This is a genomic window from Streptomyces sp. NPDC058637 (assembly GCF_042717325.1).
In the GTDB taxonomy this organism is placed as follows: Bacteria; Actinomycetota; Actinomycetes; order Streptomycetales; family Streptomycetaceae; genus Streptomyces.
In genome coordinates this window covers 1-12,259 of record NZ_JBHXRD010000011.1, presented here as the reverse complement: position 1 = coordinate 12,259, position 12,259 = coordinate 1, and the positions used below count along the sequence as shown (strand labels likewise).

Below are 12,259 nucleotides of genomic sequence, written 5' to 3'. Positions count from 1 at the left end.
GTGGGCGGCCGGCCGTCCGGTCCGCCCACGGCGGGCGCCGCCCGGTCCGCGCGCCTCGCTCAGTCCTGCCCGTAGCGCGGGTCGACCGACTCGGGTGACAGGCCCAGCAGTTCCGCGACCTGCTCCACCACGACCTCGTGCACCAGCAGGGCGCGTTCGTCGCGGCTCTTGGTGCGGATCTCGACGGGGCGCCGGTAGACGACGATCTGCGCGGGCTGTCCCTTCACGGCCGACACCGCACTGCCCAGCGGAACGGTCTCCTCCGGTGACCTCGGCACGTCGAGGACCAGGAAGTCGACCTCCGCCAGCTGCGGCCAGCGCCGTTCCAGCCGCTCCACCGAGTCCTGGACCAGATCGCGGAAGCTCTCCGCCCTGCTGACCGACAGCGGCACCTGGGGCGGGGCGACCGGCCCGCGCATGCCGCGGCCGTGGCGGTCGCGACGGCGGGGCTGCGGCTCGGACGGGTGGGGCGGGGGTACGGAACTGTCCATCACCGACGCAGCGTAACGCTCCTCCGGCCGCCCCGATCACGGCTTCTCCGCAGGTCGGCCTGATGTCCGCACCTGAACATTCCGGCCAGGGACGAGTCCGGTTCAGGCCCCGAAACCGACCGTTGATGCACCGTCGGACGACCGTGTGCGGCCACCCGGGAGCCCGGTACGGAGGCCCGGCGCATGGGTGCGGCACGGCTGCCGCGCAGGTCAGGACGACTGCGGGAGAACCCACTCGGCCGGGGGCCACCGGCCGACACGAGGCGGTGACCTGAGGGAGGGTCGTCGCGGCCCGCTCAAGAGTGCGGTACCGTCCAACATCGTGAGCCCTGTACGTCGCTGTTCGCGAACCGCGTGCGGCCGTCCCGCCGTCGCGACACTGACGTACGTCTATGCCGACTCGACCGCGGTCCTCGGCCCGCTCGCCACCTATGCCGAGCCCCACTGCTACGACCTCTGCGCCGAGCACGGTGAGCGCCTCACCGCGCCACGAGGCTGGGAGGTCGTCCGGCTCTCCGACCCCTCGGCTCCCACGCGTCCCAGCGGTGACGACCTGGAAGCGCTCGCCAACGCCGTGCGCGAAGCGGCCCGGCCGCAGGACCGCGGACCCGGCACCCCTGGCCGGGGACCGCGCGCCGCGGATCCGGTGGAGGTCGCACGCCGCGGTCATCTGCGGGTGCTGCGCTCCCCGGACTCCTGACCGGCGCCTCCCCGGCCGCCGCCCTCGTGACCGGGGTTCTCCTGCCCGGTGTTCTCCTGGGGGGACGCTCCACCGACGGGCGGTGTGCGCACGCCCGGTAGTTTGGGCGGTCCGCAGAGATCCCAGGAGGACCGGCCGTGGTTGCTGACCTGTCGCAGCTCGTGAAGGCGTACGACGTGCGTGGAGTAGTGCCCGACCAGTGGGACGAGCCGCTCGCCGAACTGTTCGGCGCGGCCTTCGTCCAGGTCACGGACGCGGACGCGATCGTCGTCGGCCACGACATGCGGCCCTCCTCGCCCGGTCTGTCCCGGGCCTTCGCCCGGGGCGCCACGGCCCGCGGCGCCGACGTGACGCTGATCGGGCTGTGCTCGACGGACCAGCTGTACTACGCCTCCGGGGCACTGGACCTGCCCGGGGCGATGTTCACGGCCTCGCACAACCCGGCCCGGTACAACGGCATCAAGATGTGCCGCGCCGGAGCGGCGCCCGTAGGCCAGGACACCGGCCTCTCCGAGATCCGCACCCTGGTCGAACAGTGGTCCGAGCACGGTGCTCCGGCCACGACCGCCACCGCACCCGGCACGGTCAGCGAACGGGACACACTCACCGACTACGCCGCGCACCTGCTGGGCCTCGTCGAGCTCTCCGGGATCCGCCCCCTCAAGGTCGTCGTGGACGCGGGCAACGGCATGGGCGGCCACACCGTCCCCACCGTCTTCGCCGGCCTCCCGCTCGACCTCGTACCCCTGTACTTCGAGCTGGACGGCACCTTCCCGAACCACGAGGCCAACCCCCTCGACCCGAAGAACATCGTCGACCTCCAGGCCCGCGTCATCGCCGAGGGCGCCGACCTCGGCCTCGCCTTCGACGGGGACGCGGACCGTTGCTTCGTCGTGGACGAGCGGGGCGCGGGCGTGTCGCCGTCCGCGATCACGGCCCTGGTCGCCGCCCGCGAGCTCGCCCGCAACGGCGGCAAGGGCACGGTCATCCACAACCTGATCACTTCCTGGTCGGTCCCCGAGGTCGTCCTGGAGAACGGCGGAACCCCCGTCCGCACCCGGGTCGGCCACTCCTTCATCAAGGCGGAGATGGCCGAGCACGGCGCGATCTTCGGCGGCGAGCACTCCGCGCACTACTACTTCCGGGACTTCTGGAACGCCGACACCGGCATGCTCGCCGCCCTGCACGTCCTGGCGGCGCTCGGCGGGCAGGAGGGCCCGCTCTCAGGACTCGTCGACCGCTACGACCGCTACGCGGGCTCCGGGGAGATCAATTCCACCGTCGCCGACCAGGCGGACCGGCTCGCGGCGATCAGGGCGGCGTACGGGAGCCGCGACGACATCACCCTCGACGAGCTCGACGGACTCACGGCGACCGGTGAGGACTGGTGGTTCAACCTCCGACCCTCCAACACCGAGCCGCTGCTGCGCCTGAACGTCGAGGCCCGCGACGAGAAGACGATGGAGGCGGTACGGGACGAGGTCCTGGCCGTGGTCCGCGCCTAGGCACAGGGGCACGCACCCCCGCACACAGGCACAGCGGGCAACCGGCGCGTGGATACAGGGGGCGCCCCCGGCGCCTGTACAAGGGGGTCCCGGCGCACACCGCCTGCCCCACCGCGTACCGCGCGTGGCCTCTACCCGCCGCGCGCACCGTGGCGCCCGGCACATGCACTGCCGGGCGGGGCCTGCCGGGCCGCGCCCCTGTCGGCCCGGCGGTAGGCTGACGAGGCCCCAGCCCCGCGGACCCGAACCGGCCCGCAACCATCCTGACCGCATGCTCGAAGGGACCCACCCCATGCCGCTCGAAGCCGGCCTCCTGGAGATCCTCGCCTGCCCGGCCTGCCACGCAGGGCTCGACGACCGGTCCGCGGCCGAGGACCCCGAGCTGGTCTGCACCGGCACGGACTGCGGTCTGGCCTACCCGGTACGGGACGGCATCCCGGTGCTCCTCGTCGACGAGGCCCGCCGCCCCGCATGACCTCGGGACGCGCGCACCCCGCATCCCGCACCTGATCAGCACGGTGATCGGAGGCCCACCGCCATGCTCGACGAGTCGTTGCTCGACGCCCCGGAAGCCCTGGCCCGAGCCGACCGGCGCGGTCTGCTCCGCGGTGCCGCCGAGGCCGGGGCCCGCGTACGTACGGCCGCCCGGCACGCCGCCGAGGCAGGCATCGGCGGCCTGACCCCCGAGGGCCGGCCCCGTGCCGTCCTCGTCGCGGGGCCCGGCACCGCCGCGTCCGGTGTAGCCGACCTGATCGGCGCCCTCGCGGGCGCCGCATCGCCCGTCATCCCGATCCGCCCCACCGGAGTCGCGCCGGCCGCCGGAGCTCTTCGCTGGGCGCTGCCCGGATGGGCCGGATCCGTCGACCTGCTGCTCATCGCCACGGCCGACGGGTCGGAGCCCGGCCTCGCCCTGCTCGCCGAGCAGGCCTACCGCCGCGGCTGCACGGTCGTCGCCGTCGCCCCCGTCAGGTCGCCGCTGCGCGAGGCCGTCGACGGCGTCCACGGACTCGTCGTACCGATGGCCGCCGCCCCGTACGGGGAGTACGACGCCGAGACCTCGGCCGCCGGCCCCGGCACGCTCTGGGCGCTGCTCACCCCGCTGCTGGCCCTGCTGGACCGGATGGGCATGGTCGACGCGCCCCCCGAGGCGTTGGCGAAGGCCGCCGACCGGCTCGACCGCACCGCCGAACGCTGCGGCCCGGCCATCGCCACGTACAGCAACCCGGCCAAGACCCTCGCCGCGGAACTCGCCGACAGCCTGCCCCTCGTCTGGACGGAGGGTGACGCGGCCGGCCCGGTCGGACGCCGGTTCGCCGCCGTACTGGCCGAGCTCGCCGGCCGTCCCGCCCTCGTCAAGGAACTCCCCGAGGCGCTGCCCTCCCACGGGGCGCTGCTCGCCGGGGCGTTCGCCGCGGCGGCCGACCCCGACGCCTTCTTCCGCGACCGGGTGGACGAGCCCGAAGCGATGCGGGCCCGCGTCGTTCTCCTCCGCGACCGGCCCACCGGCGGCCTCACCGCAGGGCCGGCCGCCCGCGAGCTGGCCCTCAGCCACGACACGGCCATCAGCGAACTCGAACCCGAGGAGGGCAGCGAGCTCGAAGCACTCGCCGAGCTCCTCGCGGTCACCGATTTCGCCGCCGTCTATCTCTCCCTGGCCGCCGACAACCGGGCGTGACGACGGGGCTTTCCACGCCGTTTCCCTCCCCGTTCCCTCCGGCTGTTTCCCTGTCCGGCACACCGCCCCGCGCATCCCACGAGGACGAACTCCATGGACCGGCTCTCCAACACCGTGCGCCCCTACGCCTGGGGCTCCACCACGGCCATCCCCGAACTGCTCGGCGTCGCCCCCACCGGCGAACCGCAGGCCGAGATGTGGATGGGAGCCCACCCGGGAGCCCCTTCCCGCCTCACCCGCCCCGCCACCGGAGGCACCGGGGCCCGCGAGGGGCAGGACAGTACCCTCATCGACGTCATCGCGGCGGACCCCGAACGCGAGCTGGGCCCGGCGGCCGTACGCACCTTCGGCCCCCGCCTCCCCTTCCTGCTCAAGCTCCTCGCGGCAGGCGCCCCGCTCTCCCTCCAGGTCCACCCCGACCTCGCGCGGGCACAGCAGGGGTACGCGGACGAGGAGCGCAGGGGCATCCCGATCGACGCGCCCCGGCGCACGTACAAGGACGCCAACCACAAACCCGAGCTGATCTGCGCCCTCACCCCCTTCGACGGCCTGTGCGGCTTCCGCAGGCCCGCCGAGGCGGCCGACGCGATAGCCACTCTCGGCGTCGACTCGCTGAAGCCGTACGTGGACCTGCTCCGCGCCCGCCCCGAAGAGGCGGCGCTGCGCGAGGTCCTCACGGCGATCCTCACCGCCGACCCGGCCGAGATGGCCCGCACGGTCGACGAGGCGGCCGAGGCCGCCGAACGCCTCGGCGGCACCCACGCCCCGTACGCGCGGATCGCCCACCACTACCCCGGCGACCCGGGCGTCATCGCGGCCATGCTGCTGAACTACGTACAACTGCAACCCGGCGAGGCCATGTTCCTCGGGTCCGGCGTCCCGCACGCCTACCTGGGCGGACTCGGCGTCGAGATCATGGCCAACTCCGACAACGTGCTGCGCTGCGGGCTGACCCCCAAGCACGTCGACGTACCCGAGCTGCTGCGCGTCGTCCGCTTCGAGGCCACCGAGCCCGGCATCCTGCGGCCCGAGGCGTCGCCCACGGGCGAAGAGGTGTACGAGACGCCGGTCGACGAATTCCGGTTGTCGCGCTACGTCCTGGCGTCCGGCGGATCACCCGTCGACCTGACGGCGGACACCCCGCAGATCCTGCTCTGCACGGCAGGTGCCCCGCGGGCCGGGGACATCACCCTCGCACCGGGGGAATCCGTGTTCGTTCCGGCGGACGAATCGGTCGAAGTGACCGGTACGGGCACACTCTTCCGCTCGACCGTGGTGGTCTGACGTACCGTCCGCATCAACGGCTGCAACAATGTCCGGCCGTACCGCGGCATCGTGCCGCAGCACCGACGAAGGGACACCAGGCACCCATGAGCGCGTCAGGCGGAACCAAGGCGATCGTGGCGGCACTCGTCGCCAACCTCGCCATCGCAGTGGCCAAATTCGTGGCGTTCCTCTTCAGTGGCTCGTCGTCGATGCTCGCGGAGAGCGTTCACTCGCTCGCGGACTCCGGCAACCAGGGCCTGCTGTTGCTGGGCGGCAAGAAGGCCCAGCGAGAGGCGACCCCCCAACACCCCTTCGGCTACGGACGTGAGCGCTACATCTACGCGTTCCTCGTCTCCATCGTGCTGTTCTCGGTCGGTGGCATGTTCGCCATCTACGAGGGCTACGAGAAGATCAAGCACCCGCACGAGATCGAGGCCTGGTACTGGCCGGTCGGCGTCCTGGTCTTCGCGATCATCGCCGAAAGCTTCTCCTTCCGTACGGCGATCGTGGAGTCCAACCTGACCCGCGGCAAGCTCTCCTGGACGCAGTTCGTCCGCCGCGCCAAGGCCCCCGAGCTGCCCGTCGTCCTCCTCGAGGACCTCGGTGCGCTCGTCGGCCTGATCCTGGCTCTCGCCGGCGTCAGCCTGGCCCTGGTTACCGGCAACGGCGTGTGGGACGGCATCGGCACCCTCTGCATCGGCATCCTGCTGATCGTCATCGCGATCGTCCTCGCCGCGGAGACGAAGTCGCTGCTGCTCGGTGAGGCGGCCGGGGTCGACGACGTCGAGAAGATCAAGGGCGCGGTGGTCGACGGGGACACCGTCACCCGCATCATCCACATGCGTACGCTCCACCTCGGCCCGGAGGAGCTGCTGGTCGCCGCCAAGATCGCGGTCCGGAGCGACGAGTCGGCCGCCGAGGTCTCCGCCGCCATCAACGCGGCGGAGAACCGGATCCGTGCGGCCGTCCCGATCGCCCGGGTCATCTACCTGGAGCCCGACATCTACGACGAGGAAGCGGCCGCGGCCGGCACCAACCCGGGCAAGTCCCCGGGCGGCGCGCCGGAGTCCCCGGAGGCGCCGGGCGCCCCGAAGCCTGCGGGGTCCTCGGAGGCGCCGGGCGCCTAGGGCTCCACGGGTGGCGCGGGCACCGGGGTAGCCGGGGACGCCTCGGGTTCTACGGACGTCATGTGGGTGTCAGGAAAGCCTCGGGTTCTGCGTGCGGCGCGGGCACCGGGGTTCCCGCAGGTGACCCTGGCGCCGTGCGACACGGGCCTCGCGGACGCCTTGGGTTCCACGGCGCCGAGGGCGTCGCGGTGCCTCGGGGTCCGAGGGCGTCGCGGACGTCTTGGGTTCCACGGCGCCGAGGGCGTCGCGGACGTCCCACGGTCCTCGGGTTCCACGGAAGCCTCGGATTGGTTCGGCGGGCCCTTCAGGCGTCCTCGGACGCTTCGAACCCGGGCTTCTTCGAGCTCTCCGGCCTCGCCCGACCACCGGCCGGATCCGGCCACCGACCCGCTGGGCTTCGGCCCCGAACGGTCCCGTGAGCGCCCCCGATGCCCGGACGGGCTGGGGCTCACTGGGCCGTTCGGTGTAGATTCGTCGTAGTACCAGACGTCGCTGCTGATGGCGGTCGATCGGCTCGCAGGTGCGGGCCGGCCGAGGGAGAGAGGGCCTCCGACGGACTGCACTGCGATGACCCGGGCATTCCTGTGTCCGCGCCGCCGCAGAGCCAGCCAGCCCACCTCTCGACCCATCACGAGGAGCAGCCCGTTATGACGACGGCCGCCAATAGCCAGGACTTCAAGGTCGCCGACCTCTCCCTCGCCCCCTTCGGGCGCAAGGAGATCACCCTCGCCGAGCACGAGATGCCCGGCCTGATGTCGATCCGCAAGGAATACGCCGCCACGCAGCCGCTGGCCGGTGCGCGTGTCACCGGCTCGCTGCACATGACGGTGCAGACCGCGGTGCTCATCGAGACCCTCGTCGCCCTGGGCGCCGAGGTCCGCTGGGCCTCCTGCAACATCTTCTCCACCCAGGACCACGCGGCCGCCGCCATCGCGGTCGGCCCGAACGGCACCCCGGACGCCCCCGCCGGCGTCCCGGTCTTCGCCTGGAAGGGCGAGAGCCTGGAGGAGTACTGGTGGTGCACGGAGCAGGCTCTGACCTGGCCCAACACCCCCACCGGCGGCCCGAACATGATCCTCGACGACGGTGGTGACGCCACCCTCCTCGTCCACAAGGGCGTCGAGTTCGAGAAGGCGGGCGCCGCACCGGACCCGTCGACCGCGGACAGCGAGGAGTACGCGTACATCCTCACCCTGCTGAACCGCACCCTCGGCGAGTCCCCGCAGAAGTGGACGCAGCTCGCGTCCGAGATCCGCGGTGTCACCGAGGAGACCACGACCGGTGTGCACCGGCTGTACGAGATGCACCGCGACGGCACCCTCCTGTTCCCGGCGATCAACGTCAACGACGCCGTCACCAAGTCGAAGTTCGACAACAAGTACGGCTGCCGCCACTCGCTGATCGACGGCATCAACCGCGCCACCGACGTCCTGATCGGCGGCAAGACCGCCGTCGTCTGCGGTTACGGCGACGTGGGCAAGGGCTGTGCGGAGTCCCTCCGCGGCCAGGGCGCCCGAGTGATCATCACTGAGATCGACCCGATCTGCGCGCTGCAGGCGGCGATGGACGGCTACCAGGTCGCCACGCTCGACGACGTCGTGGAGACCGCCGACATCTTCGTCACCACGACGGGCAACAAGGACATCATCATGGCCGGTGACATGGCCCGGATGAAGCACCAGGCCATCGTCGGGAACATCGGCCACTTCGACAACGAGATCGACATGGCCGGTCTGGCGAAGATCGACGGCATCGTCAAGGACGAGGTCAAGCCGCAGGTCCACACCTGGACGTTCACCGACGGCAAGGTCCTGATCGTGCTGTCGGAGGGCCGCCTGCTGAACCTGGGCAACGCCACCGGCCACCCCTCGTTCGTCATGTCCAACTCGTTCGCGGACCAGACCCTGGCCCAGATCGAGCTGTTCACGAAGCCCGAGGCATACCCGACCGATGTCTACGTGCTGCCCAAGCACCTGGACGAGAAGGTCGCCCGACTGCACCTCGACGCGCTGGGCGTGAGGCTCACGACCCTGCGCCAGGAGCAGGCCGACTACATCGGTGTCCCGGTCGAGGGCCCGTACAAGTCCGACCTCTACCGCTACTGAGCCGCCCGCCGGCCATCCGGCCGGCGCTGACTCAGCAGCAGCACGTACGAGCGCAGGCCCCCGCACCCCCGTGCCGGGGGCCTGTCCCGTACCGCACCCGCACAGCCCGAGGAACCCGAAGGACCCCATGCCCCGCGGCCGTTATTCGCTCCACGATCTCCACGACCACACCCCCCTCGGCGAAGAACACTTCCACTGCGCCCCAGGCCCCTCCGGCTGGCGCTACGTCTCCCAGACGACATCCCCCTCCGGCGCGCACCTGGGCTCCGTCGACCTGGCCCTGGACGAGCTCGGCCGCCCCATCCGTCTCGAACTGCACGCCTCGAGCTGGCAGATCCGTGGCGCCGCCCTCGACGGAGTCACCTGGGTACGGACCGATCCGACCGGTGCTCACGCCACCGAAGGCAACGTCCGCGCCCACACCTTCTCCGGCACGTCCCCCGCCTTCCTCGTCGCCACCGCCCGGCTCCTGCGCCTCACCCCCGATTCCCCCGCGACCCGCGTCCGTCTGGTCACCTTCACGGACCCGGTTCTCGCGCCCCGCACCGTCGACCAGTCCTGGGCCCTGGTGGACAGTGAAGCGCACCCCACTGACAACGGCCCCCTGATCGTGGACGAGTACCAGGTCAACGCGCTGGACACCGGGGAACAGCACGCGGTCCACCTGGCCGGGGACGTGGTCCTGGCAGCTCCGGGTATCGAGCTGGAGCACCTGGAATCACCGCCCTCGCCCCTGCCGCACTAGGCGGGTGGAGCGAACCCGGTGGCACCCGGCCCCTCGGGCCGGCCCGTCGGCGGCGTACCGCCTCGGTGTGGGGCGGACCCCGGAGCGGGCAGCGGCGCGGACACCGGTGCCGCGGGGGTGACAGACGGCGGCGGCGACACGACGTCCGTGGCCGCCCGGACTTTCCAGGGCGAGCCTGCGGGCGTCCCTCCGGGCACAGCTACGGACGGTCCGCCCGACGACACCGCCATCCCCCCGGGCCCGGCCGCTCCCGGCCACGTTCCTCCCTGGGGAGCTGTGGACACCGACGTCCGCACGGCGTGGTTCCGGCCGGCGGCAGCGGTCACCCGCCTCACATCCCGCGCCTGCCGCTCGTTCACCACAGCCGCCAGATACGCGGCCGCAGGCACGCCCTGCGGTACGGGAACTCCCGTACGGGCGGCGAGGTCTCCGGACAGCCGTTCGGCGATCGACCAGCCCACGGCGCCGTCGAGCTGGTGCATCCGGGTCAGGTACTGGCGTATCGCCAGCCAGAGATCGTCCGGCACCGCCGACAGGTCCAGCTGCGCGAACCGTCCCACCAGCCAGGGAGGAGGCAGCGGCACGGCAGCGGCACGCCCGGTCGGTACCCGCTCCCGCACGACGAGGGTTCCCGCGAACACGTCACCGAGTCGTCGGCCCCTGGCCGACACCAGGGAGGCGATACAGGCGACGACGCCGAACGTTCCCAGGATCTCGACCACGCCCATCGATCCCCTCACCAGCGCGTGCCGGAACCGGATCGGCCCGCCGTCGTCCCGCACCACGCGAAGTCCGCAGGCCAGCTTCCCCAGGGAACGGCCGTGGCTGAGCGTCTCGACGGCGATGGGCCCGCCCACCAGCACAAGAAGGAAGGTGGCGACGGCGATCGCCGCACTCGCCGCCTCGTCGATACTCGCGGTAGCCACCGCCAGACCGATCGATATCAGAACAAAAACTGTCAGAACTACCGCAAGATCGATGGCGATGGCCAACGCCCGGCTCGGTAGCCTCGCCGGCTGCAACCCCAGTACGACCGCATCCCCGGTCACGAGCTCATTCATCGTCGCCCACCCTTCGCCGCCCTTCCCTGCCCCTCGGGCCCACAGTCTGCCAAGCTGGCCCGCAGCGCGCCGCCGTAGTACGGACCCGTACGCACCCATGCCTGGAGCAGCAGCCGACCATGGATCTCGATGTCTTCGTGACCACCCACCGCACCGAGTGGGACCGCCTGGACCACCTTCTGCACCGAGGGCGGAGCCTGACCGGCTCGGAAGCGGATGAGCTCGTCGCTCTCTACCAGCGCACGGCCACGCACCTGTCCCTGATCCAGTCCAGCGCACCGGATCCTCTGCTGACCGCGCGCCTCACCCAGCTCGTGGCCCGCGCCCGTTCCACCGTGACCGGGACCCGCCGGGCTTCGTGGCGTGACGCGGCACGCTTCCTGACCGCCGGCTTTCCCGCGGCCGTCTACCGATCGAGGCACTGGTGGATACCCACGGCGGTGCTCTGCACGCTCCTGGCGGCCGTCATCGGCTGGTGGATCGGCACACATCCGGAAGTCCAGGCGGCGATCGCCGCCCCGGAGGACCTGCGCAGTCTGACCAGACCCGGTGGGGAGTACGAGACCTACTACTCCAGCCACCCGGCCGCGTCGTTCGCCGCCCAGGTCTGGACGAACAACGCCCAAGCCGCAGCGATGTGCCTGGTGCTGGGCGCGTTCCTCTGCCTGCCGGTGATCTGGATCCTCCTCCTCAACGTGTTCAACCTCGGTGTCGGCATCGGCCTGATGTCATCGGCCGGTCGGCTGGACACGTTCCTGGGCCTCGTCCTTCCGCACGGACTGCTGGAGCTCACCGCTGTCTTCGTCGCGGCGGGTACCGGACTCCGCCTCGGCTGGACGGTCATCGACCCGGGGCCCCGCACCAGGCGCTCCGCCTTGGCCGAGCAGGGACGGGCGGCTCTCGGCATGGCAATCGGCCTGGCCCTGGTCCTGTTCGTCTCCGGTGTCATCGAGGGCTTCGTGACCCCGTCGGGCCTTCCCACCTGGGCTCGGATCACCATCGGCATCGTGGCTGAGCTGGCCTTTCTCGCCTACGTCTACGTTCTCGGCGGGCGGGCGGCCAAGGCCGGCGACACGGGCGATCTCGACGTCGCGGAACGCAGCGCGGAACTCCCCTCCGCGGCGTGACGGCCGATGTGCGTCCACGGCCGCTGACCTGCTAGTGTCTCCCTCGCCCACAAAAACTGTTGACACAGTCGGCGTGGGGAGGTATATTTTAACGGTTGCAGCGAACTGGACAGGTTCGAGTGCGAAGGTTAAAGTGAATTTCGCTCTTGCTGGGGACGAGATCCTCGCAGAGCCGATCGATTCTTCTCTTTGAATGAGCAGACACGCCGATTAGCTTCGGTCGATGCTTCTGATAAAGTCGAGTCAGCCGAAAGGCAAAGGCCGCTCCGCAGGCCGCTGGATTCGAATTCGGACCGGAAACGGAACGAAAATGAGTCTGGTAAAGTCGGACTCGCCGGAAAGGGAAACGCGAAAGCGAAGATCTGGAAGGCGGCCCCGCTTCGACCGGGAATCGGACACGAAAGAGTCTGATAGAGTCGGAAACGCAAGAACGAAGGGAAGCGCCCGGAGGGCCCCG

At 71.2% G+C, this 12,259-nt stretch carries 11 protein-coding genes; 9 read left to right on the top strand and 2 right to left on the bottom strand.

Annotated elements, in window-relative coordinates; all coding sequences use genetic code 11:
* Positions 1-59 precede the first annotated feature (59 nt).
* Entirely contained in the window at positions 60-491 is a 432-nt protein-coding gene (locus ACFWVP_RS13350) for a metallopeptidase family protein (protein WP_384496528.1), read from the bottom strand.
* 322 nt (positions 492-813) lie between these two features.
* Here ACFWVP_RS13350 and ACFWVP_RS13345 point away from each other — a divergent pair, with 322 nt between their 5' ends.
* The 8 genes from ACFWVP_RS13345 (at position 814) to ACFWVP_RS13310 (ending at position 9,614) form a co-directional block, all read left to right on the top strand.
* Entirely contained in the window at positions 814-1,191 is a 378-nt protein-coding gene (locus ACFWVP_RS13345) for a DUF3499 domain-containing protein (protein WP_384496232.1), read from the top strand.
* A gap of 137 nt (positions 1,192-1,328) precedes the next feature.
* The gene (locus tag ACFWVP_RS13340; protein ID WP_384496231.1) at positions 1,329-2,696 is read left to right on the top strand and encodes a phosphomannomutase/phosphoglucomutase; all 1,368 of its coding nucleotides are present in this window, start codon (positions 1,329-1,331) and stop codon (positions 2,694-2,696) included.
* A 292-nt stretch (positions 2,697-2,988) separates the two neighbouring features.
* On the top strand, positions 2,989-3,171 hold the full coding sequence (locus tag ACFWVP_RS13335) for a Trm112 family protein (protein ID WP_384496526.1): 183 nt from the start codon (positions 2,989-2,991) through the stop codon (positions 3,169-3,171).
* Between the two features lie 63 nt (positions 3,172-3,234).
* Positions 3,235-4,371 (top strand): SIS domain-containing protein, encoded by a 1,137-nt coding sequence (locus ACFWVP_RS13330; protein ID WP_384496230.1) that lies wholly within the window; start codon positions 3,235-3,237, stop codon positions 4,369-4,371.
* A gap of 93 nt (positions 4,372-4,464) precedes the next feature.
* Positions 4,465-5,655: a mannose-6-phosphate isomerase, class I gene (manA, locus tag ACFWVP_RS13325; protein WP_384496228.1), complete on the top strand. Its 1,191-nt coding sequence runs from the start codon at positions 4,465-4,467 to the stop codon at positions 5,653-5,655.
* Between the two features lie 86 nt (positions 5,656-5,741).
* The gene (locus ACFWVP_RS13320) at positions 5,742-6,764 is read left to right on the top strand and encodes a cation diffusion facilitator family transporter (protein WP_384496227.1); all 1,023 of its coding nucleotides are present in this window, start codon (positions 5,742-5,744) and stop codon (positions 6,762-6,764) included.
* A 647-nt stretch (positions 6,765-7,411) separates the two neighbouring features.
* A complete protein-coding gene (gene ahcY / locus ACFWVP_RS13315; protein WP_384496226.1) occupies positions 7,412-8,869 on the top strand; it encodes an adenosylhomocysteinase in 1,458 nt (485 codons plus the stop codon).
* A gap of 127 nt (positions 8,870-8,996) precedes the next feature.
* On the top strand, positions 8,997-9,614 hold the full coding sequence (locus ACFWVP_RS13310; protein ID WP_384496225.1) for a hypothetical protein: 618 nt from the start codon (positions 8,997-8,999) through the stop codon (positions 9,612-9,614).
* Here the strand turns inward: ACFWVP_RS13310 and ACFWVP_RS13305 are convergent.
* Positions 9,611-10,675 (bottom strand): RDD family protein, encoded by a 1,065-nt coding sequence (locus tag ACFWVP_RS13305; protein WP_384496224.1) that lies wholly within the window; start codon positions 10,673-10,675, stop codon positions 9,611-9,613. The genes ACFWVP_RS13310 and ACFWVP_RS13305 overlap by 4 nt on opposite strands.
* A 119-nt stretch (positions 10,676-10,794) precedes the next feature.
* On the opposite strand from ACFWVP_RS13305, the gene ACFWVP_RS13300 reads away from it, so the two are divergent.
* On the top strand, positions 10,795-11,802 hold the full coding sequence (locus tag ACFWVP_RS13300; RefSeq protein ID WP_384496222.1) for a stage II sporulation protein M: 1,008 nt from the start codon (positions 10,795-10,797) through the stop codon (positions 11,800-11,802).
* The last annotated feature ends 457 nt before the right edge of the window (positions 11,803-12,259 follow it).